At 63.0% G+C, this 22,378-nt stretch carries 18 protein-coding genes; 13 read left to right on the top strand and 5 right to left on the bottom strand.

Features of this window, described 5'->3' with window-relative positions; genetic code table 11:
- Nucleotides 1-157: 157 nt before the first annotated feature.
- The 4 genes from speA to DGA31_RS23365 all read right to left on the bottom strand — a co-directional run bounded on the left by speA (nt 158) and on the right by DGA31_RS23365 (nt 4,357).
- A complete protein-coding gene (gene speA, locus DGA31_RS23350) occupies nt 158-2,071 on the bottom strand; it encodes an arginine decarboxylase (RefSeq protein WP_109514135.1) in 1,914 nt (637 codons plus the stop codon).
- 99 nt (nt 2,072-2,170) lie between these two features.
- Nucleotides 2,171-2,542 (bottom strand): translation initiation factor Sui1, encoded by a 372-nt coding sequence (locus DGA31_RS23355; protein ID WP_056840741.1) that lies wholly within the window; start codon nt 2,540-2,542, stop codon nt 2,171-2,173.
- Nucleotides 2,543-2,707: 165 nt separating this feature from the next.
- The gene (locus DGA31_RS23360) at nt 2,708-3,271 is read right to left on the bottom strand and encodes an NUDIX hydrolase (RefSeq protein WP_241509637.1); all 564 of its coding nucleotides are present in this window, start codon (nt 3,269-3,271) and stop codon (nt 2,708-2,710) included.
- Between the two features lie 9 nt (nt 3,272-3,280).
- Nucleotides 3,281-4,357 (bottom strand): DUF2333 family protein, encoded by a 1,077-nt coding sequence (locus DGA31_RS23365; RefSeq protein ID WP_056840740.1) that lies wholly within the window; start codon nt 4,355-4,357, stop codon nt 3,281-3,283.
- 269 nt (nt 4,358-4,626) lie between these two features.
- On the opposite strand from DGA31_RS23365, the gene DGA31_RS23370 reads away from it, so the two are divergent.
- The 13 genes from DGA31_RS23370 (at nt 4,627) to DGA31_RS23430 (ending at nt 21,623) form a co-directional block, all read left to right on the top strand.
- Nucleotides 4,627-6,270, top strand: coding sequence for a response regulator (locus tag DGA31_RS23370; protein ID WP_109514136.1), 1,644 nt, complete (start codon nt 4,627-4,629; stop codon nt 6,268-6,270).
- An 86-nt stretch (nt 6,271-6,356) separates the two neighbouring features.
- Nucleotides 6,357-8,150 (top strand): protein-disulfide reductase DsbD, encoded by a 1,794-nt coding sequence (locus DGA31_RS23375; RefSeq protein WP_161959225.1) that lies wholly within the window; start codon nt 6,357-6,359, stop codon nt 8,148-8,150.
- A gap of 127 nt (nt 8,151-8,277) precedes the next feature.
- A complete protein-coding gene (gene aroQ, locus DGA31_RS23380) occupies nt 8,278-8,730 on the top strand; it encodes a type II 3-dehydroquinate dehydratase (RefSeq protein WP_045486985.1) in 453 nt (150 codons plus the stop codon).
- An 80-nt stretch (nt 8,731-8,810) separates the two neighbouring features.
- Nucleotides 8,811-9,266 carry an acetyl-CoA carboxylase biotin carboxyl carrier protein gene (gene accB, locus DGA31_RS23385; protein WP_056840738.1) on the top strand — a complete coding sequence of 152 codons (456 nt, stop codon included), beginning with the start codon at nt 8,811-8,813 and terminating at the stop codon, nt 9,264-9,266.
- A 17-nt stretch (nt 9,267-9,283) separates the two neighbouring features.
- The gene (gene accC, locus DGA31_RS23390; RefSeq protein ID WP_056840737.1) at nt 9,284-10,630 is read left to right on the top strand and encodes an acetyl-CoA carboxylase biotin carboxylase subunit; all 1,347 of its coding nucleotides are present in this window, start codon (nt 9,284-9,286) and stop codon (nt 10,628-10,630) included.
- A 389-nt stretch (nt 10,631-11,019) separates the two neighbouring features.
- Nucleotides 11,020-11,898 carry a 50S ribosomal protein L11 methyltransferase gene (prmA, locus tag DGA31_RS23395; protein WP_109514137.1) on the top strand — a complete coding sequence of 293 codons (879 nt, stop codon included), beginning with the start codon at nt 11,020-11,022 and terminating at the stop codon, nt 11,896-11,898.
- A gap of 23 nt (nt 11,899-11,921) precedes the next feature.
- Nucleotides 11,922-13,307: a DUF3426 domain-containing protein gene (locus DGA31_RS23400; RefSeq protein WP_109514138.1), complete on the top strand. Its 1,386-nt coding sequence runs from the start codon at nt 11,922-11,924 to the stop codon at nt 13,305-13,307.
- 307 nt (nt 13,308-13,614) lie between these two features.
- A complete protein-coding gene (dusB, locus tag DGA31_RS23405; protein ID WP_109514139.1) occupies nt 13,615-14,628 on the top strand; it encodes a tRNA dihydrouridine synthase DusB in 1,014 nt (337 codons plus the stop codon).
- Nucleotides 14,625-14,945: a DNA-binding transcriptional regulator Fis gene (gene fis / locus DGA31_RS23410; RefSeq protein WP_045486967.1), complete on the top strand. Its 321-nt coding sequence runs from the start codon at nt 14,625-14,627 to the stop codon at nt 14,943-14,945. The genes dusB and fis overlap by 4 nt, the downstream gene beginning before the upstream one ends.
- A gap of 82 nt (nt 14,946-15,027) precedes the next feature.
- A complete protein-coding gene (purH, locus tag DGA31_RS23415; protein ID WP_109514140.1) occupies nt 15,028-16,632 on the top strand; it encodes a bifunctional phosphoribosylaminoimidazolecarboxamide formyltransferase/IMP cyclohydrolase in 1,605 nt (534 codons plus the stop codon).
- 184 nt (nt 16,633-16,816) lie between these two features.
- Entirely contained in the window at nt 16,817-18,112 is a 1,296-nt protein-coding gene (gene purD / locus DGA31_RS23420) for a phosphoribosylamine--glycine ligase (protein ID WP_056840827.1), read from the top strand.
- Nucleotides 18,113-18,199: 87 nt separating this feature from the next.
- Nucleotides 18,200-20,974 (top strand): hybrid sensor histidine kinase/response regulator, encoded by a 2,775-nt coding sequence (locus DGA31_RS23425; protein ID WP_109514141.1) that lies wholly within the window; start codon nt 18,200-18,202, stop codon nt 20,972-20,974.
- A gap of 52 nt (nt 20,975-21,026) precedes the next feature.
- Entirely contained in the window at nt 21,027-21,623 is a 597-nt protein-coding gene (locus tag DGA31_RS23430; RefSeq protein ID WP_109514142.1) for a MarC family protein, read from the top strand.
- A 10-nt stretch (nt 21,624-21,633) separates the two neighbouring features.
- Here DGA31_RS23430 and DGA31_RS23435 read toward each other — a convergent pair whose 3' ends face one another.
- Nucleotides 21,634-22,344, bottom strand: coding sequence for a hypothetical protein (locus tag DGA31_RS23435; RefSeq protein ID WP_109514143.1), 711 nt, complete (start codon nt 22,342-22,344; stop codon nt 21,634-21,636).
- Nucleotides 22,345-22,378: the final 34 nt, after the last annotated feature.

Below are 22,378 nucleotides of genomic sequence, written 5' to 3' on the forward strand. Positions count from 1 at the left end.
CTCTGCCCGCGACCGAGTGCGCAGCGCTCGCAGAATTGATGAAATGTCACAAATCTTTGGCTGTGAACACATTAAAAATCTGCGAAACGCCACAAATTTACGACTGCTAACGCAGCCGGTCGCGGGCAAGCGCGCTCCTACGGCAGCTCCATGGACTTCAGGACGACAGGTACGACGAGCGTGTCAGCCCCAGGCGCAGGGCGTCCAGGTACTGGGTGCGTTCGCGCGGGGTGATCCTGGCGCTGGCGACCTTGTCGCGGTAGTGGGTCATCAACTCCTCCGGCGACAGGTGCACGTAGCGCAGCATGTCCTCGATGGTGTCGTGGGTCTCGATACCGGCGTGGTACACGCTGCCGTCCTGGTTCTGGTAGATGTTCACCGAGTCGGTGTCACCGAACAGGTTGTGCATGTCACCGAGGATTTCCTGATACGCCCCGACCAGGAAAATGCCCAGCAGGTAGTCCTCGCCCTCTTCGATGGCGTGCACCGGCATGCTGGTCTCGATGCTCTGCTCGTCGACGTACTGGTTGATCTTGCCGTCCGAGTCACAGGTCAGGTCCTGCAGCACCGCACGGCGCACCGGCTCTTCGTCCAGTCGATGCAGCGGGATGATCGGCAGCACCTGGCCGATCGCCCAGGTGTCGGGCAGGCTCTGGAACACCGAGAAGTTGCAGATGTACTTGTCGGCCAGCTTGTCATTGAGTTCGTCCAGCACCTGGCGGTGCGAGCGCTGGCGCGCCTTGAGCGAGTTGTGCAGGCGCCGGCAGACGGCGAAATAGCACTGCTCGCCCAGGGCCTTTTGCGCCAGGGTGATCTTGCCATCGGCATACTGGGTGGCGATGTCGCTCATGTAGTGCGTGGCGCGCCAGTAGGTCTCGGTGACCATTTCAAGATCGGTGGGCCCGAGCAGGTCGACCAGCCACTGCACGGTCTCGGGCAGGTTCTCCTTGTCGTCGATCTGCGGCACCTGGTCGTTGTGACGCTCCACGTCGGTGACCTGCACCACCAGCACGGCGTGGTGCGCGGTCAGCGAGCGGCCGCTCTCGGAGAAGATATGCGGGTGCGGCAGGCCCTGGGCGTCGCAGAACTCCTTGAGCATGCCGACCACGACACCGGCGTAGTCGTCGATGTCGTAGTTGATCGAGCTGGCATTGCGCGAGTGGGTGCCGTCGTAGTCGACCCCCAGGCCGCCGCCGACGTCGATATGGTCCACCGGCAGGCCGAGGCTGCGCAGTTCGCCGTAATAGCGGATCGCTTCCTTGAAGCCGTGCTGGTAGTCGGCCAGGTTGGCGATCTGCGAGCCCATGTGAAAGTGCAGCAGGCGGATGCCCTGGTCCAGGCCGGCCTGGCGGAAGCGCTCGACCACCGACAGCAGTTGCGCCGCCGACAGGCCGAACTTGGACTTCTCGCCACCGGTGTCGGCCCATTTGCTCGACGCCAGCGATGACAGGCGCACGCGCAGGCCGATCTGCGGTGCCACCTTGAGTTCGGCGGCCTCCTCGATCACCAGCGCAACTTCGGACTCTTTCTCGATGACGATGAAGACGTTGTGGCCGATCTTCTGCCCCATCAGCGCCAGACGGATGAACTCACGGTCCTTGTAGCCATTGCACACAATGGTGCCGCCCTTGGGCGCCAGCGCCAGCACGGCCATCAGTTCGGGCTTGGAGCCGGCCTCCAGGCCGATCGACACGTTCTGGGTGGCGATGATGTTTTCCACCACCGCTTCTTGCTGATTGACCTTGATCGGGTACAGCGCCGTGTACTGGCTCTGGTATTCCAGACGGGCGATGTTGGCGTCGAACGCGCCGGTCAACTGGCGGACCCGGTCTTGCAGAATGTCAGGGAAGCGCACCAGCAAGGGCAGGCTCAGGCCGCTCTTGCGCAGGTTGTCGACCTGTTCATACAGGTCGATCGGGGTGCTGCCTGCGCCACTGGGACGGACTTCAACGCGACCGGCTTCGTTGATGGCGAAATAACCGGCGCCCCAATGGCGGATCCCGTAAACACTGCGGCTGTCCGCCACGGTCCATTGGCTGCCATCGTCTTTGCGTGTGCGTCGTACGGACATCGAAGTCCCCTAATAGATAAGTCGGTAACGTCGGACGAGTCCGACCGGGCGCAGTGTGAAGTGCGCAAATGACGGTTTGGCCAGTGCGGGGCGTATTGATCAGCCGCCGGACTTTCTGGCCTTGAACCCTTTCTTGACCAGTTCGGCCAGCAGCAGTTCGACATGATCGCCCTGAATCTCGATCACCCCGTCCTTGAGCGCACCGCCGGTGCCGCAACGCTGCTTGAGCGCCTTGGCCAGGTCCTTGAGGGCCTCTTCGGCCAGCGGCACGCCGGTAATGGTGGTCACGGTCTTGCCGCCACGGCCTTTACTCTCGCGGCGTACGCGGGCAATGCCGTCGCCTTCGGGGATGGCCGATTGCTTGCAGATACAGGCGTCGACCGGTTTGCTGCAGTCGGGGCAGTGGCGCCCGGCGTCAGTGGAATACACCAGCCCACCAAGGGCGGCGAAGGAAGCGGCTTTCTTGGCCACGGGAAATCCTCTTGTTGAGGACCGAACGATGGGTCGGAGGCGATAACGCATCGACCGCGAGGCCCCACTCTGGCAGGGGCAGCGCTTTCGGACAGCCTGTGCTGCCCGAAGGGCGCGAAGTGTAACGGCAAATTGCCCGATTGCTAAGGGTGCGAATGCGGCAATTTACAGGGGTTTTGCGACCTCTTGCAGGTAGCGCTCAAGCGCCACCAGCGAGTCGGGGCAGCAGGGCTTTTCCAGACCCAGGCGCCGGGCCTGCTCCAGCGGCAGGAAGGCGGCCTCCAGTACCTCTTCGGGTTGCAGCCGCAACGGCCCGTCCCAGACGGCACTGAAGACCGCGCACCAGAGCCGGTTACCGCGCTCGTCGAACAGAAAACGCCCATGGGCCTGCAACGGCACACCGCTCACACCCAGTTCTTCTTCCAGTTCGCGGGCGGCCGACTCGGCATAGCTTTCGTCAGGCCCCACCAGACCGCCGGCCGCCACATCCCAGTAACCGGGATAGACCGCCTTGCTCAAGGTGCGCCGATGCACGCACAACTCACCCTGCGCGTTGAACAGCAAAATGAAGGTACCGCGCCCGATCAGGCTGCGCTCGCGCAGTTCAATGCGCGCCACTGCCCCCAGTAACTGGTCATGCTCGTCGACCCAGGCGACCTGCTCGGCGTCCGAGGCCGCCCGATGGGCGACCTCTTGTGCCGGGGTGCCTTCGGGCAGTGTGTCAGGCAGGCTCACCGATCAACCCTGGTTCAGCAGTTGGCGCAGGTCGATGACCGCCGCGTTGGCCCGCGAAATGTAGTTGGCCATGACCAGCGAGTGGTTGGCGAACACGCCAAAGCCGTTGCCATTGAGGATCATCGGGCTCCACAGCGGCTCTTGCGAGGCTTCCAGCTCACGAATGATCTGGCGCACGCTGACCGTGGCGTTCTTCTTGGCCAGGACGTCGGCAAAGTCGACCTCGATGGCACGCAGCAGGTGCGACAGCGCCCAGGCCTGGCCACGAGCCTCGTAGAACACGTTGTCGATTTCCAGCCATGGGGTCTCGACGATTTCTTCATCGACCGGCAGTACCTCGCCCGGCTTGACCGTCAGGGTCTCGGTCTTGAGCGTGCTGTTGAGCTTGACCTGGCCGACGCTGGCCGACAGGCGCTGCGACAGCGAACCCAGGCGGGTGCCGACATCGCCCAGCCAGTTGTTGAGGTTGTCGGCACGCGCATAGAACAGTGCATTGCGCTGGCCAGGGTCCGACAGGCGCGCCTGGTAGCGGCTCAGGGCGTTGATGCCTTCCTGATACTGCGACTCGCTGGACGGCAGCATCCAGCTGCGATTATTGAAGTTGAACAAGGGCTCGGCACGGGCCAGATCGCCGTCTTCAGCCGATTGCGACTGGGAACGGGCAAAGTCCTTGCGCAGCGCACGGCTCAGGTCGCGCACCTGCACGAGCACGCCATATTCCCAGCTGGGGATGTTGTCCAGCCACAGGCCGGGCGGCATGCGGTCGTTGGACAGGTAGCCACCGCGCTTGCTGAGCAGGGTGCCGGTCACGGTCTTGAGGGTTTCGACGGTGGTGTAGCCGATCACCATCTGCTTGCCTTCACGCTCGGCGGCCGCCTGGGCGTTCTGCTGCACCGGAAACAGGGCCGGTTCCTTGCTCCAGTACCAGCCGACCAGCAAGGCCACCAGCAGATAGATCAGGATCAGCGCACCCAGTGCGCGACTGTAGAAAAGATTGCCCAGGTAACCGCGTCGTTTGACCGTCGCCGTGTCGGCGCTGCGCTCACCCGCGCTGCCTGCGCGGTTCTTCCAATCCAGCATGGTAAGGTCCTTTGGGTCTCGGGGAGAAACAGTACTCAGGGGTGTGACCGCAACCTTACCGCAAGGTGCGTCTGGCCGGTACGTGCGGTGCGCTTTTTATGCCTTGGCCGTCGCCACAAGGCGATTGCACGTCGCACCAAGGGTTTGTGACAGGCAGGTGACTTACGGTAGACCCCGGCCGCGGCATAAGTGATAGCATTGAGACATCAATCACCTTCCCACACCTCGACCCAGCGCCTTGCTACCTGCGCTTCGACAGCAGCCCCGACATGAGCGAAACCGCTGACCCCAGTCGTGAACGTTTGAAGCATCATTTCGCCCAACGGGTCATCCACCAGGCCCGCCAGATCCTGGAAAGCTGGCAACGCCTGCACAAAGGCGAATGGACCGAGGGCGATCTGGCCGAACTCAAGGAGGCCGCCTTGCGCCTGCTGCGCTTTGCCGAGCGCTTCGAGCAGGCCGAGCATCGGCAGCTGGCTCATGCATTGGGCTCCACCCTGGCCGGTATCGAGGCCAACCGTGGTCGGCTCAACAGCGAGCTGATCACCGACCTCAACCGTTTGATGCAACGCCTGTCGCACACCGGTTTACGCCAGGGCGACACCCCGGCGCAAACCGCCCTGCCGCCACTGCGCAAGCCGGTGCACATCGCCTTGCACAATCACGAGCAGGCCGAGCGCCTGGCCCGGCAACTGGAGTTCTTCGGCTGGCCGGCCCTGCCACTGGACAGTGTCGCGGCTGTGCAGGCAGCCCTGCTTGAGCGCTTGCCGGCCGCCATTGTCATGGACATCGATTTTGCAGGTCCGGGTTCTGGCCTCAAGCTGGCCGGCGAGATTCAGCAAAGCCTGGAACAGAAGCTGCCGCTGCTGTTCTTCAGTAGCAGCGAAACCGACACCCCGACCCGCCTGCAAGCCGTACGTGCCGGTGGCGAAGAGTTTCTGACCGGCACCCTGGAAACCGCCAGCCTGCTGGAAAAGCTCGAAGCCCTGACCTTTTCGGCGCAGTACGAGCCCTTCCGGGTGCTGATCATCGACGACTCCAGGGCCCAGGCGATCCATACCGAACGGGTCCTGAACAATGCCGGCATCGTCACCCGCACCCTGCTCGACCCGATCCAGGCCATGGCCGAGCTGGCGGATTTCCAGCCTGACCTGATCATCCTGGACATGTACATGCCCGACTGCAAGGGCACCGAGATAGCCAAGGTCATCCGCCATAACGATCGCTATGTCAGCGTGCCGATCATTTACCTGTCGGCCGAAGACGACCTGGATAAACAGCTCGATGCCATGAGCGAAGGCGGCGACGACTTTCTGACCAAGCCCATCAAGCCCAGGCACCTGGTGACCACGGTGCGCAACCGGGTCGTACGGGCGCGCAGCCTCAAGGCGCACATGGTGCGCGACAGCCTGACCGGGCTGTACAACCACACGCACATCCTGCAACTGCTTGACGACTGCAGCTTCCAGGCGCGGCGCGAGCAGCAGTCGCTGTGCTTTGCCATGCTCGACATCGATCACTTCAAGAAGGTCAACGACAGCCACGGCCACCCCATGGGCGATCGGGTGATCCGCAGCCTGGCGCTGTTTCTCAAGCAGCGCCTGCGCAAGACCGACTTCATCGGCCGCTACGGCGGCGAAGAATTCGCCATCGTGATGCCCGACACCCAGCTTCATAACGCCCACAAAGTGCTCGAAGACATCCGCCAGCGCTTTTCGGAAATCCATTACCCGGCGCAACCTGTGGACCTGGTCTGCACCTTCAGCGCCGGCGTCGTGGCCCTGGGCCCTGATGACGACAGCCAGACCCTGGCCGCCCAGGCCGACAAGGCGCTGTACCAGGCCAAGAAGGCAGGGCGCAACCGGGTGCAGTCGGCGGTCAATGCCGAGCCATATCATGTGGAGTTGCCGTAAGCCATCGGCCCCCTGCGCGTCTATGTCGCCAGCATAAAATGCAGGTCTTGGTTATCATGCGCGTTCTGCCGACACCCGAGACTGCCATGCGCCGCCTGTTATGCCTGATGTTGTTGATTCTCGCCCTGCCCGTCACCGTCCAGGCCGCCGGCCTGCTGGACAACCGTCCATCGGCGACCCTGGGCAGCTCGACACTGGATAACAGCCAGCAATTTCTGCCGGTGCGCCAGGCCTTTCAACTGAGCCTGCTGAGCGCCACCGCGCAATCGGTCAAACTGCGCCTGGTCGCTGCCGATGGCTATTACCTGTATCGCCACCGCTTCCAGTTTCGTACCGAGCCGGCCGACAGCGGCTTGGGCGAGGCACAACTGCCGCCTGGCGAGCGCAAACACGATGAGTATTTCGGCGATGTCGAGGTCTACCACGGCATCGTCGACATCGAGTTGCCACGCAAGCCCGGCGAACAAAAGCCCTTCACGCTGGTGGTTGGTTATCAGGGCTGCGCTGACCATGGCCTGTGCTACCCGCCGGAAACCGAGCGCCTGGACATCGGCGAGGGGGTCGCCAGTGGCAGTGCTGTGGCCGCAAACAGCACCACGAACGTGCAGCCCTGGACCTGGAAAGAACTGGCGCTGTTCCTGCTGGCCGGCATCGGCCTGACCTTTACCCCCTGCGTACTGCCCATGCTGCCGATTCTGTCCGGCGTGGTATTGCGCGGTCAGGTCGGCGGCCTTCGCGGCCTGAGCCTGTCGCTGGCTTATGTGCTGCCGATGGCGATCTGCTTTGCCGTACTGGGTGCCTTGATGGGCCTGTTCGGGGCCGGCCTGAACCTGCAGGCACGCCTGCAATCGGCCTGGGTGCTGGTGCCCTTCTCGCTGTTCTTCGTGCTGTTTGCCCTGGCCATGTTCGGCACTTTCGAACTGCGCCTGCCGCACGCCGTGAGCTCGCGCCTGGACCGCATCGCCGGCAAGGCCGAAGGCGGCTCGCTCTGGGGCGCAGCCGTGTTGGGCGTGCTGTCCAGCCTGCTGGTCTCACCCTGCGTGTCGGCGCCCCTGGCCGGTGCGCTGCTTTATATAAGCGCCAGTGGCGATGCCCTGGGCGGTGCCCTCAAGCTGTTTGCACTGGGCCTGGGCATGGGCTTGCCGCTGGTGCTGGTCGCCACCGGCGGCGCAACCTGGCTGCCGAAAAGCGGGCCCTGGCTGGTCACGGTCAAGAACGCCATCGGCGTGCTGCTGCTGGGGCTGGCCATCGGACTGCTCAGCCGGGTCTTGCCGGGGCAGGTCACCTTGCTGCTGACAGGGCTGCTGGCCGCCGGCGTAGCGCTGTTTCTGGGCACCTTGCAGTTCACGGAAAAAAACACCCGGCAAACGCTCGCGCAATTGCTCGGCCTGTTTTTGTTGGTCTACGCTCTGGCGTGCTGGTTCGGTGCATTCAAGGGTGAGACCGACCCGCTGCGCCCGCTGGGCCGCCCACAGGCGGTCATGCCCGGCGGCACTGGCGCACAGACCGACACCGCATGGCAGACCATCCGTACCGCTGCCGAACTGGACAAGGCCTTGAGCGACGCTCGCACTGCCGGCCGGCCACTGGTGCTGGACTGGTACGCCGACTGGTGCATCAGCTGCAAGGTCATTGAACATGAAGTGCTTCCCGACCCTGCTGTCGTGGCCCGCCTGGCGGGCTTTGAGCGGGTGCGTTTCGACATGACCGAAAGCAACGCCGAACAACGTGCCCTGCTGGACCGCTACAAACTGTTTGGCCCGCCTGCCCTGCTGTTTTTCGATAAAAGCGGCGAAGAGAGGGCAAATGTCAGGGTTGTCGGAGAAATAGACGCGCCGGGCCTGATCACGCGACTTGAGGGGGTAAATGACTCATTTTGAGAACCGGGTCATAAATTTTGCGTGATCATCGCTCATCGTGTTGACTACTGTTGTTAACTGGACAGTTCACGAGGCTTGCGGCATAGTCGCGGCACAAAAACGCTCGTGAATAATAAAGGAACCGACAATGGCGACTCTGCTGGTCCTGCATGGCCCTAACCTGAACCTGCTTGGCACCCGTGAACCCGGCGTGTACGGCACGACCACCCTGGCCCAGATCAACCAGGACCTCGAACAGCGCGCCCGCGATGCCGGCCATCACCTGATGTACCTGCAAAGCAACGCCGAATACGAACTGATCGATCGCATCCACGCGGCACGCGACGAAGGCGTGGACTTTATCGTCATCAATCCGGCGGCCTTTACGCACACCAGCGTGGCAATACGTGACGCGATCATGGGAGTGAGCATCCCATTCATCGAAGTGCATTTATCGAACGTGCATAAACGCGAACCTTTCCGTCATCACTCCTACTTTTCCGATGTCGCGGTAGGAGTGATCTGCGGCCTGGGCGCCAGCGGATACCGCATGGCCCTGGAAGCTGCCCTGGAACATTTGGCCAAGAACGCCAAGCCGTGAACGACACGGCAGCCTGGACCGCACACGCTGCAGCCGGCTGCCCACTAGCCCCTTACAGACCCTTTGGGAGTTGATGATTAATGGATATCCGTAAAGTCAAGAAACTGATCGAACTGCTGGAAGAGTCCGGTATCGACGAACTGGAGATCCGTGAAGGTGAAGAGTCCGTACGGATCAGCCGTCACAGCAAGACCCCGGCCCAACCGTACTACGCCCCGGCCCCCATGGCTGCGCCAGTAGCCGCGCCTGCCGCGCCGGTAGCGGCCCCGGTTGCCGAAGCGCCTTCGGCACCGGTCCTCAACGGTCACGTGGTCAAGTCGCCCATGGTCGGCACCTTCTACCGCACCCCGGCACCGACCTCGCCTGCGTTCGTCGAAATCGGCAAGACGGTCAAGAAAGGCGACACCATCTGCATCGTCGAAGCAATGAAAATGATGAACCACATCCAGGCCGAAGCCAGTGGCGTCATCGAATCCATCCTGGTGGAAAACGGTCAGCCGGTTGAATTCGACCAGCCTCTGTTCACCATCGTTTGAACCAGGGAGACGCTGCGATGCTGGAAAAAGTCCTGATCGCCAACCGCGGTGAAATCGCCTTGCGCATCTTGCGTGCCTGCAAGGAACTGGGCATCAAGACCGTCGCTGTGCACTCCACGGCCGACCGCGAACTGATGCACCTGGGCCTGGCAGACGAGACTGTCTGCATCGGCCCACCGCTGGCCAACCAGTCGTACCTGAACATTCCGGCAATCATCTCGGCTGCCGAAGTGACCGGCGCCACGGCGATCCACCCAGGCTACGGTTTCCTGGCCGAGAACGCCGACTTTGCCGAACAGGTCGAGAAATCCGGGTTTGCCTTCATCGGCCCCAAGGCCGACACCATCCGCCTGATGGGCGACAAGGTCTCGGCCAAGGACGCCATGAAGCTGGCCGGCGTGCCGACTGTTCCGGGCTCTGACGGTCCGTTGCCGGAAGACGAAGAAACCGCCCTGCGCATCGGCCGTGAAGTCGGCTACCCGGTGATCATCAAGGCCGCCGGTGGCGGTGGTGGTCGCGGCATGCGTGTTGTGCACAAGGAAGAAGACCTGATCGAAGCCGCTGCCCAGACCCGCGCCGAAGCCGCAGCCTGGTTCAGCAACCCGATGGTCTACCTGGAAAAATACCTGACCAACCCACGCCATGTGGAAGTCCAGGTGATTTCCGACGGCCAGGGCCAGGCGATCCACCTGGGCGACCGCGACTGCTCGCTGCAGCGCCGCCACCAGAAGGTCCTGGAAGAAGCACCGGCCCCGTTCATTGATGAAGCCGCACGCAAGGACGTCTTCGAAAGCTGCGTCAAGGCGTGCATCGACATCGGCTACCGCGGTGCGGGCACCTTCGAGTTCCTGTACGAGAACGGTCGCTTCTACTTCATCGAGATGAACACTCGCGTGCAGGTCGAGCACCCGGTCTCGGAAATGGTCACCGGGATCGACATCGTCAAGGAGATGCTCAGCATCGCCGCCGGCAACAAGCTGTCGTTCACCCAGGACGACGTGGTCATTCACGGCCACTCGCTGGAATGCCGGATCAACGCCGAAGACCCGAAGACCTTTATCCCCAGCCCAGGCATGGTCAAGCATTTCCATGCTCCGGGCGGCAACGGCGTGCGGGTCGACTCGCACCTGTACAGCGGCTACAAGGTTCCGTCCAACTACGACTCGCTGATCGGCAAGCTGATCACCTGGGGCGCGACCCGCGACGAGGCCATGGCCCGCATGCGCAACGCCCTGGACGAAATCGTGGTGGATGGCATCAAGACCAACATCCCGCTGCACCGCGACCTGACCCGTGATGAAGGCTTCTGCAAAGGCGGCGTCAACATCCACTACCTGGAACACAAGCTGGCCGGCGAGAAGTAATTTCCCGACCGCTCATGCGCCAGAAACGACAAGCCCCGCCCATGCGGGGCTTGTCGTTTCTGGCAGGCAACGGCCCAACCCATTACCGTGGGAGGCGGCTTGCCGGCGATGACTGACGTGTAGACACAGCCGTTGTATGGGCTGAGCCGGCCTCATCGCCGGATCAAGTCACGCGGCAACCTGCAGGACGAATGCCAATCAATCAAGCCTCGATGCGACAGCATCTGACGAAATCCCCCTGACTGATCGGCATTACCCTGCAGGACCGGCTTCAGCCGGGAAGCGGCTGATGAGGATCCCCGTCCGATCGCCCCATTACGTCACGAGCATTTAGCGCGAAGCTGAAGTAAACTTCGCGGCTTTCCTGTCATTTTCATAGGTAACCTGCCATGCCCTGGCTGCAAATCCGTCTCGCCATCAGCCCGGAACAAGCCGAAACCTACGAAGACGCCCTGCTTGAAGTCGGCGCCGTGTCGGTGACATTCATGGACGCCGAAGACCAGCCGATCTTCGAGCCCGAGCTCAACACCACGCCACTGTGGACCCACACCCACCTGCTGGCCCTGTTCGAAGCCGACACCCAGCCCGACCTGGCACTGGCGCACCTGCGCCTGCTGACCAACGCCGAGTTGCCCGAACACAGCGCCGAAGTCATCGAGGACCAGGACTGGGAGCGCAGCTGGATGGCTGACTTCCAGCCCATGCGCTTTGGCCAGCGGTTGTGGATCGTGCCCAGCTGGCATGCCGCGCCCGAGCCCGAGGCCGTGAACCTGTTGCTTGACCCGGGCCTGGCCTTCGGCACCGGCACCCATCCGACCACGGCGCTGTGCCTTGAATGGCTCGACGGCCAGGACCTCAAGGGCTGCAAGGTGCTGGATTTTGGCTGCGGCTCGGGCATCCTGGCCATCGCCGCGCTGCTGCTGGGCGCCGACCTGGCCACCGGCACCGACATTGACGTGCAGGCGCTGGAAGCGTCGCGCGACAATGCCGGGCGCAACGGCCTGGCCGCCGAGCGCTTACCGCTGTACCTGCCCCAGGACCTGCCACCTCAACAAGCCGACGTGCTGGTGGCCAATATCCTGGCGGGTCCTCTGGTCGAGCTGGCCCCGCAACTGGCCAGCCTGGTCAAGGCCGGCGGTCGCCTGGCGCTATCGGGCATTCTCGCCGAACAGGGCGAAGAAGTCGCCGCCGCCTATGCTGAAGCGTTCGAACTTGATCCGATCGCCAACCGTGATGGCTGGGTCCGCATCACCGGCCGTCGTCGCTGATCGCGCCTGAACCGGAGCGCCGCATGACCGACAGTTTCGTCACCCAGTGTCCGCACTGCCAGACCAGCTTCAAGGTCGGCCACGCGCAACTGAGCGTGGCCCGTGGCGTTGTACGCTGCGGGGCCTGCCTGCAAGTGTTCAATGCCGCCCGACAGCTGCTTGAACAACGCCAGCGTGAGCGCCAGGCCGAAGCGCCTGATACCGACCCGCAAGCACCGATCGTGCTGCCGGGCCAGTTCCAGCCAGCACCGCCCCCGGAACAGGTCGCGCCCGCCGCCCTGGCCAAGTCCGCACCGATCCTGCAACCGCACCCGGCCGCCGGCAAAGGCGCGCAGGATGAAAATCCCTGGCTGGTCAGCGAGCTGGACCTGGACAACCTTGACCTGGACGAAGAACTGGCCCGCCTGGAACAGCGCGACAACCGGCCGCCCCATGCTTTCCGGCCGCGAACACCACCCGCCGACACCCGCCTCAGCGCCCGGCGCGACACCGAGCAGAGCGAGCACGAGCAGGACGACTGGATCGGCAGCCTGCGCAACGACGATGTCGCGCACCTGCCTGAAGTCCAGGCCGAGGTCATCAGCACCGTCGACCCGGTGCCAGATGAACCAGAGCCAGAGCTGGAGCCGCAAGCGCAGCCGGAATCCCCTCTGGCGTCACGGACCGAGCCTTCGCTGTCGCCTGACAGCCTTGTCGTGGACGATGACCCCGACGAGCCCGAAACACCGGCACTGGGCGTGCTCAAGCCGCCACCGGAGCGCCAGGAACGCCTGTCGGCCCTGGCGGCCGATGACGACGAGCATGACGAGCATGTCGATGAGCCGCCCTACAACCCGCGCGCGCGCAATGAGCCGGCCATCCGCGAAAAGGCCCTGCTGGAACTGACCGACGACCCGCTGCAACTGGACTGGCAGCAACCCAGGCCGCGTCGCGGCGGTCGCCTGTTGTGGATCATCCTGATCCTGCTGGCGCTGCTGGGCCTGGCGGCCCAGTACATCAACTACCACTTCGACCACCTGGCCCGCCAGGACCAGTATCGGCCGCTGTTTCAGCAATGGTGCCCGCAACTGGGATGCAAAGTGCCTTCCAAGGTCGACATCAGCCAGCTCAAGAGCAGCAACCTGGTGGTACGCAGCCATCCGGACTTCCAGGGCGCGCTGGTGGTCGATGCGATCATTTATAACCGCGCGGCCTTTTCCCAGCCGTTTCCATTACTGGAACTGCGCTTTGCCGATACCGGCGGTCAACTGATTGCCAGTCGTCGGTTCAAGCCCAGCGAATACCTCAGTGGTGAAATGGCCGGCAAGGAAGAAATGCCACCGCAGACGCCGATCCATATTGCGCTGGATATCCTTGATCCAGGCGCAAAGGCGGTGAACTACAACCTCAATTTCCGCTCACCCGAATAGACCGTGCGCCTCGCTGCCGGGGCGCCGGCAGCAGCGCACCGAGCAACACTTCCCGGCACGTTCGCGACCTTTAGCTGCAATCAGGCCGCAATAAACCACCTGTTCCCGGCACTTGGCCAACTGTTCATATTTTATCCAGTTCAGTCTTTATCCAGTCACCCAGAGCGGGTATCATGCCCACCCTTTTTCAAACTCCAGGTTCGGTCTGGCCGCTGCGCTAGCAGCTGGACGAGCGAACCGTTGCAGACCGCATGCAGCGGTTTTCCATGCGGCCTTTGGATGATTCGGCCCCTTTATAGGTAAAGCTATGTCGGCGGTACGTATCGGCCCTTATACATTGCAGAACGGCTTGATTCTCGCCCCGATGGCGGGCGTCACCGACCAGCCTTTCCGCCAGTTATGCCGGCGCCTGGGCGCGGGCCTGGTGGTGTCGGAAATGGTCACCAGTGACATGAGCCTGTGGAACAGCCGCAAATCGCGGCTGCGCATGATCCATGAAGGCGATCCCGAGCCTCGCTCGGTGCAGATCGCCGGTGGCGACCCGCAGATGCTGGCCGATGCCGCACGGGCCAATGTCGAGTTCGGTGCGCAGATCATCGACATCAACATGGGCTGCCCGGCCAAGAAGGTCTGTAACAAGGCGGCAGGCTCTGCGCTGCTCAAGGACGAACAACTGGTGACCGAGATCCTGCAGGCCGTTGTCGCCGCAGTCGATGTGCCGGTCACACTGAAGATTCGCACCGGCTGGGACCGTGACCACAAGAACGGCCTGACCGTGGCACGCATTGCCGAGCAGGCAGGAATCCAGGCGCTGGCCGTGCACGGGCGCACCCGGGCCGACCTGTACACCGGCGAGGCCGAGTACGACACCATTGCCGCGATCAAGCAGGCGGTGTCGATCCCGGTGTTCGCCAACGGTGACATCGACTCGCCCGAGAAGGCCTTGCATGTCTTGCAGGCCACCGGGGCCGATGGATTGCTGATTGGCAGGGCCGCCCAGGGGCGGCCGTGGATTTTTCGCGAGATAGAGCACTACCTGCGCACCGGCGAGAAGCTGCCGGCGGTGGGTCTGGAGGAAGTGGAAGGCATCTTGCTGGAGCACCTGCATGCGCTCCATGCCTTCTACGGCGATGTGATGGGCGTGCGGATCGCACGTAAGCATGTCGGCTGGTATCTCGCAACCTTGCCGGGCGCCAGGGAGTTTCGCGCCCGCTTCAATCGTTTGGACGATACGCAAGAGCAATGCGCCAACATCCGGGAATTCCTGAGCCAGAGCGGCCAGGGCCCGGATGAAAAGAGTGAAGAAGAGGTGGCCGCATGACGATGATGACCGAGACTTTAGTGAGTGGAACGACACCCGTGAGCGACAATGTCAATTTGAAACAGCACCTCAACACGCCGAGCGAAGAGGGCCAGACCCTGCGCGGTAGTGTCGAGAAGGCGCTGCACAATTATTTCGCCCACCTCGAAGGCGCCAACGTCACGGACGTGTACAACCTGGTGCTGTCGGAAGTCGAAGCCCCACTGCTCGAAAGCGTCATGAACTACGTCAAGGGCAACCAGACCAAGGCCTCCGAGGTCCTGGGCCTGAACCGCGGCACGCTGCGCAAGAAACTCAAACAGTACGACCTGCTGTAAGCATCCCCTGACAGACAAAGGCGACCGGCCTGCACCAGCGTCGCCTTTTTTGCTGATTCCTTTTGCTTTGATGGAACTCGAGATGACCGACCAGACCACCCGCCTGCCGATCCGCCGCGCTTTGATCAGCGTGTCCGACAAGACCGGAATCCTTGAATTTGCCCGCGAGCTTGAAGCCTTGGGCGTGGAAATCCTGTCCACCGGCGGCACCTTCAAGCTGCTGCGCGACAATGGCGTTGCTGCGGTTGAAGTCGCTGACTACACGGGCTTCCCGGAAATGATGGACGGCCGGGTCAAGACCCTGCATCCGAAAATCCACGGCGGCATCCTGGGCCGTCGCGGCACCGACGACGGCGTGATGGGCGAGCATGGCATCAAGCCGATCGACCTGGTGGCGGTCAACCTCTACCCGTTCGAAGCCACCGTCGCCAAGCCAGGCTGTGACCTGCCGACTGCCATCGAGAACATCGACATCGGCGGCCCGACCATGGTCCGTTCCGCCGCCAAGAACCACAAGGACGTGGCCATCGTGGTCAATGCCGGCGACTACGCCAGCGTCCTCGAAAGCCTCAAGGCCGGCGGCCTGACCTACGCCCAGCGTTTCGACCTGATGCTCAAGGCCTTCGAGCACACCGCCGCCTACGACGGCATGATCGCCAACTACCTGGGCGGCATCGACCAGAGCGCCGACACCCTGAGCACCGAAGGCCGTGGCCAGTTCCCGCGCACCTTCAACACCCAGTTCGTCAAGGCGCAGGAAATGCGCTACGGCGAGAACCCGCACCAGAGCGCGGCGTTCTACGTTGAAGCCAGGCCTGCCGAAGTCGGCATCGCCACCGCCACCCAGTTGCAAGGCAAGGAACTGTCGTTCAACAACGTGGCCGACACCGATGCCGCGCTCGAATGCGTCAAGAGCTTCGTCAAGCCGGCCTGCGTGATCGTCAAGCACGCCAACCCGTGCGGCGTCTCGGTCTGCCCTGACGACGAAGGTGGCATCCGCAAGGCCTACGACCTGGCCTACGCCACCGACACCGAGTCGGCCTTCGGCGGCATCATTGCCTTCAACCGCGAGCTGGACGCCGAGACGGCCAAGGCCATCGTCGAGCGCCAGTTCGTCGAAGTCATCATTGCCCCAAGCGTCAGCGCCGAGGCCCAGGCCATTGTTGCCAGCAAGGCCAACGTACGCCTGCTGGTCAGCGGCCAGTGGGGCGAGCGCCTGCCGGCCTGGGACTACAAGCGCGTCAACGGCGGTCTGCTGGTGCAGAGCCGCGACATTGGCATGATCAGCGCCGATGACCTGAAAGTGGTCACCCGGCGCGCCCCGAGCGAGCAGGAAGTGCATGACCTGATCTTCGCCTGGAAAGTGGCCAAGTACGTCAAGTCCAACGCCATTGTCTACGCCAGGAACCGCCAGACCGTCGGCATCGGCGCCGGCCAGATGAGCCGCGTCAACTCGGCCCGTATCGCCGCCATCAAGGCCGAGCACGCCGGCCTGCAGGTGCAGGGCGCGGTCATGGCCTCCGATGCGTTCTTCCCGTTCCGCGACGGCATCGACAATGCCGCCAAGGCCGGTATCACCGCCGTGATCCAGCCGGGTGGCTCGATGCGCGATGCCGAAGTCATCGCCGCCGCCGACGAAGCCGGTATTGCAATGGTGTTCACTGGCATGCGCCATTTCCGCCACTGATTTATAAAACCGGCCGCACTGCCGCAGGCGTCTGCTACGTTGGATGGGGCTGGCCCGATGCTCATTGCCATGAGGCAACTGCGCTCGTTCCAGCCCCATCCGCCTTGCATCCACCTACGCCATTGCGACCTCGTAATGCATGATTGCATTACCCAGAGAATTCAGCGTCATCGAGGTTTTTGAAATGAATGTATTGATCATTGGCAGCGGTGGCCGTGAACACGCCCTGGCCTGGAAAGTCGCCCAGGACCCTCGTGTCGAGAAAGTCTTCGTGGCGCCGGGCAATGCCGGCACTGCCATCGAAGCCAAGTGCGAAAACGTCGCCATCGACGTGCTGGCCCTGGAGCAACTGGCCGATTTCGCCGAGAAGAACGTAGCGCTGACCATCGTCGGCCCTGAAGTACCGCTGGTGGCCGGTGTCGTGGACCTGTTCCGCAGCCGTGGCCTGGACTGCTTCGGCCCGACCGCTGGCGCCGCCCAGCTGGAAGGCTCCAAGGCCTTCACCAAGGACTTTCTGGCCCGGCACAAGATCCCGACCGCCGACTACCAGAACTTCACCGAGGTCGAGCCGGCCCTGGCCTACCTGCGTGAAAAAGGCGCGCCGATCGTCATCAAGGCTGACGGCCTGGCCGCCGGCAAGGGCGTCATCGTCGCCATGACCCTGGGCGAAGCCGAAGACGCCGTGCGCGACATGCTGGCCGGCAATGCCTTTGGCGATGCCGGCTCGCGCGTGGTCATCGAAGAGTTCCTGGACGGCGAGGAAGCCAGCTTCATCGTCATGGTCGACGGCAAGAACGTGCTGCCGATGGCCACCAGCCAGGACCACAAGCGTGTCGGCGACGGCGACAGCGGTCCGAACACCGGTGGCATGGGCGCCTATTCGCCGGCACCGGTGGTCACGGCCGAAGTGCACCAGCGGGTCATGGACCAGGTCATCTGGCCGACGGTCCGCGGCATGGCCGAGGAAGGCAACGTCTACACAGGCTTCCTCTATGCGGGCCTGATGATCGACAAGGCCGGCAACCCGAAGGTCATCGAGTTCAACTGCCGCTTTGGCGACCCCGAGACCCAACCTGTGATGCTGCGCCTGCAGTCGAGCCTGGTCTTGCTGATCGAGGCTGCAATGGCGCAAGCTCTGGACAAGGTCGAGGCCCAGTGGGACCCGCGTCCGAGCCTGGGGATTGTCCTGGCGGCCGGCGGTTACCCTGGCGACTACGCCAAGGGTGCAGCCATCAATGGCCTGGATGCGGCAGCCCGGTTGCCCGGCAAGGTGTTTCACGCCGGTACGGCGCTCAAGGATGGCAACGTGGTGACCAGCGGTGGGCGCGTACTGTGCGCGACCGCGCTGGGCGACAGCGTGAGCGAGGCCCAGCAGAACGCCTACGCCCTGGCGGGCGAAATCGAATGGCAAGGCAGCTTCTATCGCAAGGACATTGGCTATCGCGCCATTGCCCGCGAGCGTGGTGAAGGCCTGGAATAAGGCCGTCCTGCCAGCCCCCTGCGGGGCTGGCAGGCTGTACCCGCACCGCGCATGTTTTCAGGCATTCATTCACGAAGGGATTTCGCCGTGCGCTGGCTCAGGATTGCCATAGCTTCAACCGTTGGCCTGCTGTCGCTGATTATGTTGTTGTCCGCCCAGGCAGCGACAACCGGCTGGTCATCCCTGCTCGACGACAAGGGCAACCTGCCGATCGACCAGGTCCGTGCCGCGCAGCACCAGAACCAGTTCAGCCCGCGCGAACCTGACAGCATCACCGCCGCCGGCCGCAACAGCGCCCTGTGGCTGCACTATCGGCTGCAACCTGGCAACCATGAACAGTTGCTGCGCATTTTTGCCCCGGACCTGGCCAGCGCCGATCTGTACGTGTTCAAGGGTGAACACCTGATCGACCAGCAGCGCACCGGCAATACGGTGCCCAAAGACAGCCAGCGCCTGCCTTCCAACGACTTCCTCCTGCCCGTGCCGCAAAGCGATGCGCCACTGGACCTGTACCTGCGCCTGGCCTCGACCCAGAACATGCGCCCTGATATCAGCCTGCAACCGGCCATCGACAGCGCCGCCAACGAGCATGAGCCATTTCTGGCCGGGCTGATGTTCGGGCTGCTGGGCATGCTGATCCTGCAGAACATCGCCCGCTACACCCATAGCCGCTCACGCACCAACCTGTGGCTGGCGGCGTGCGAAGCCCTGCTGGCGCTCAGCGCCCTGCTGCTGCTCAACCGGCTCAACGTGTTCGACAGCTGGCACATCCCGCAAACGCCCAGCGCGCATCTGGCGCTGTTGGTCGCGGCCATCACCGGCCTGATGTACACCTTTTGCTTCTTCGCCCATCGCAAGGCCCACGCGCTTGATCGCCTGCTGTTGGTTGACGGGGTCCTGATGGCGCTCGGTGCGCTGCTGGTGCTGGCGGGCGATCACCTGGCAATCAACCTGATCACCTTCCTGCTGGTCAGCCTGACCATCCTGAGCATTCTCGGGGTGTCGATCTGGCACTGGCTCACCGGCTATCGCTCCGCGCGGCTGTTCGTGTTGTCGATGGTGATCTTCACGCTGGGCTTCATGGTGCTGCTGCCCGGCATGCTGTGGCTGAGCCTGATCCCGCCGCAGTGGCTGATCCTGATTCTGCTGGGTGTGTTCTGCATCAGTGGCCTGTTGATGAACACCGCCATGAGCGAGCGCCAGCGCAGCATTGCCCAGGACAAGTTCAGCATCAGCCGCGACGAAGCCGCCAGCACGGCAGAAATCAACGCCAAGGCCGAGTTCCTGGCCAAGATCAGCCACGAGATCCGCACCCCCATGAACGGCGTGCTGGGCATGACCGAGCTGCTGCTGGACACGCCGCTGTCGGTCAAGCAACGCGATTACGTGCAGACCATCCACACCGCTGGCAACGAACTGCTGAGCCTGATCAACGAAATCCTCGACATCACCAAGCTTGAATCCGGACAGATCGAACTGGACGACGTGCAGTTCGATATCAGCGCCCTGATCGAAGACTGCCTGAACATCTTCCGGGCCAAGGCCGAGCAACAGAATGTCGAGCTGATCAGCCTGGTGCAGGCGCCGGTGCCACGGGTCATCAGTGGCGATCCGACGCGGCTGCGCCAGACCCTGCTGAGCCTGCTGGAAAACGCCCTGAAAAAGACCGAGGGCGGTGAAATCCTGCTGGTGGCGGCCCTCGACAGCCGCGCCGGCAAGCCGCGCCTGCGCATTGCCGTGCAGGACACCGGCGAGGCGCTGTCGAGCGAAGAGCGCGAGGCGCTGCTGCATACCGAGCTGCACAGCAAGAATTTCCTGGCCTCCAGCAAGCTGGGCGGGCACATGGGACTGGTGATTGCCCGGCAACTGATCATGCTCATGGACGGCGACTTCGGCATCCAGAACAGCGCCGGCCTGGGCAATACCCTGTGGCTGAGCCTGCCGTTGCCCGCCCACCTGCTGGAACAACCGACCCTGGACCTGGACAGCCCGCTCAAGGACGCGCGCCTGCTGGTGGTCGATGACAACGACACCTGCCGCAAGGTGCTGGTGCAGCAGTGCTCGGCATGGGGCCTGAACGTCAGCGCCGTGGCCTCCGGCAAGGAGGCCTTGGCGTTGCTGCGCACCAAGGCGCACTTGCGTGACTATTTCGACGTGGTCTTGCTCGACCAGAACATGCCCGGCATGACCGGCATGCAACTGGCGGCCAAGATCAAGGAAGACCCGAGCCTGAACCACGACATCCTGCTGATCATGCTCACCGGCATCAGCAACGCCCCGAGCAAGATCATCGCCCGCAACGCCGGGATCAAGCGCATCCTGGCCAAGCCGGTGGCCGGCTACACGCTCAAGACCACCCTGGCCGACGAACTGACGCAGTTGAACAAGGGGGGCGCCTACGCCTCGCCCGAGCAGGCGCAGGTTCTGGTCAGTCCGATCAGCGTACCCAGCGACTTCCGCATCCTGGTGGCGGAAGACAACACCATTTCGACCAAGGTGATTCGCGGCATGCTGGGCAAGCTCAACCTCAAGCCCGACACGGCGAGCAATGGCGAGGAAGCGCTGCGGGCGATGAAGGCCCAGCGCTATGACCTGGTGCTGATGGATTGCGAAATGCCAGTGCTCGACGGTTTCTCGGCCACCGAGCAACTGCGGGCCTGGGAAGTGGGTAACCAGCGGGTACGCACCCCGATCGTGGCGCTGACCGCGCACATTCTGAACGAGCACAAGGACCGCGCCCGTCAGGCCGGCATGGACGGTCACATGTCCAAGCCGGTGGAATTGTCGCAACTGCGCGAGCAGATCGAATACTGGCTGGCCCAGCGTAACCAGGCACGCAGCCTGACCCAGCAGCAGAACTGAAGACCGACCGCTGGTAGACTGCGCGCACCCTCCCCCCTCGCGAGCGCGAACCATGCTCCATGTGCTGTCCAGCGTGTACCTGAAGATGCTGGTGCTTTATAGCCCGTTCTTCGTTTTGTCCTGTTTCATCAGCCTGACCCGTGGCCATTCGCGCAAGGAGCAGAAGCGCCTGGCCTGGAAGGTCGCCCTGGCGACCCTGGTGTCCAGTGTGTTGCTGTACCTGTTCGGCCGGGTCATCTTCGATCTGTTCGGCATCACCGTCGATGCGTTCCGGATTGGCGCCGGCACCGTGCTGTTCATCTCGGCGCTGGGCATGGCCCAGGGCAAGTCGGCGGTGCAGACCGACAACATTCAACAGGATGTCAGCATCGTGCCGCTGACCATTCCCATCACCGTCGGCCCCGGCACCATCGGTGCTTTGCTGGTCATGGGGGTCAGCCAGCCGCACTGGGATGACAAGATCACTGCGCTGTTGAGCATCGCCCTGGCGAGCCTGACCGTGGGCCTCGTGCTGTTCATGGCCAACCGCATCGAACGCCTGCTGGGCGACCAGGGCTTGCAGATTGTCAGCCGGCTGATGGGGCTGTTCGTCTGCGCCCTGGCAGCGCAGATCATCTTTACAGGGATCAGGGGGTATCTGGTGCAATAGTGCACCCGGACTATGAAGCTGATCCTTCGATGGTGGATGGCTCACACCGGATCGGCCATACCGGTGTCTGCCCCTGCCTCGCGAGGAAATCCTTGACCTTGGCGCGCAGGCTTTCATAGCCAACCGCATTCCACTCCAGACGAAGATACTTCAGTTGCACCTCTGCCTCGACATCGCCACCACTGATCGGCTGCCGGAAAAAATCCTGTTCAAAGATCGTACTTGTGCGCATGTGCATGTACATCAAACTCACCCCACCAGCCCGATCAATGGCGCTGAGCATTAGCACCAGGCTGCGCATTGCGTTGACCTCAGGGTCAGCCTGATCGGGAAGTGGCTCCAGCATCGACCGACGCAATACAACCTGTGCCTGAGCGGACAAGGACAGACAATCCATCATCTGTTTGATGTCCCGGAAAGACTGATTGCTCAGACGCTTGAGTAACAACTGTTCGGTCAGCAATGCCAGCGTGACGACCTCGTCATCTTCGAGGCGTCGGGTCGTGGACTGAAAGTCTGCATTGATCCATTTGAGTTCACGCAGCGCCCTGCTGTGTTCGTCAAACCACGGTGCAGACGCCTCGAAACGGCAGGCGCGCTTATCAGCCACACATTGTGCAAAAAGTAGCGTATCGGCGATATCGTCATCCCGAAGGGATGCTGGATCGAGGGCGCACACTAGATGGCCGGCGATCAGCCAGCTTTGAAGATTGCAATCCATTGCCTGTACCTTCTGTCATTGCCGAGGAAACAGG

The sequence above is a fragment of the Pseudomonas ovata genome (assembly GCF_003131185.1).
Taxonomy (GTDB): Bacteria; Pseudomonadota; Gammaproteobacteria; order Pseudomonadales; family Pseudomonadaceae; genus Aquipseudomonas; species Aquipseudomonas ovata.

Bases quoted from the DNA above. Each gene is read 5' to 3' on its own strand.
- speA (WP_109514135.1), bottom strand. From the start codon at position 2,071: ATGTCCGTACGACGCACACGCAAAGACGATGGCAGCCAATGGACCGTG.
- DGA31_RS23365 (WP_056840740.1), bottom strand. From the start codon at position 4,357: ATGCTGGATTGGAAGAACCGCGCAGGCAGCGCGGGTGAGCGCAGCGCC.
- DGA31_RS23370 (WP_109514136.1), top strand. From the start codon at position 4,627: ATGAGCGAAACCGCTGACCCCAGTCGTGAACGTTTGAAGCATCATTTC.
- DGA31_RS23375 (WP_161959225.1), top strand. From the start codon at position 6,357: ATGCGCCGCCTGTTATGCCTGATGTTGTTGATTCTCGCCCTGCCCGTC.
- aroQ (WP_045486985.1), top strand. From the start codon at position 8,278: ATGGCGACTCTGCTGGTCCTGCATGGCCCTAACCTGAACCTGCTTGGC.
- accB (WP_056840738.1), top strand. From the start codon at position 8,811: ATGGATATCCGTAAAGTCAAGAAACTGATCGAACTGCTGGAAGAGTCC.
- accC (WP_056840737.1), top strand. From the start codon at position 9,284: ATGCTGGAAAAAGTCCTGATCGCCAACCGCGGTGAAATCGCCTTGCGC.
- prmA (WP_109514137.1), top strand. From the start codon at position 11,020: ATGCCCTGGCTGCAAATCCGTCTCGCCATCAGCCCGGAACAAGCCGAA.
- DGA31_RS23400 (WP_109514138.1), top strand. From the start codon at position 11,922: ATGACCGACAGTTTCGTCACCCAGTGTCCGCACTGCCAGACCAGCTTC.
- dusB (WP_109514139.1), top strand. From the start codon at position 13,615: ATGTCGGCGGTACGTATCGGCCCTTATACATTGCAGAACGGCTTGATT.
- fis (WP_045486967.1), top strand. From the start codon at position 14,625: ATGACGATGATGACCGAGACTTTAGTGAGTGGAACGACACCCGTGAGC.
- purH (WP_109514140.1), top strand. From the start codon at position 15,028: ATGACCGACCAGACCACCCGCCTGCCGATCCGCCGCGCTTTGATCAGC.
- purD (WP_056840827.1), top strand. From the start codon at position 16,817: ATGAATGTATTGATCATTGGCAGCGGTGGCCGTGAACACGCCCTGGCC.
- DGA31_RS23430 (WP_109514142.1), top strand. From the start codon at position 21,027: ATGCTCCATGTGCTGTCCAGCGTGTACCTGAAGATGCTGGTGCTTTAT.
- DGA31_RS23435 (WP_109514143.1), bottom strand. From the start codon at position 22,344: ATGGATTGCAATCTTCAAAGCTGGCTGATCGCCGGCCATCTAGTGTGC.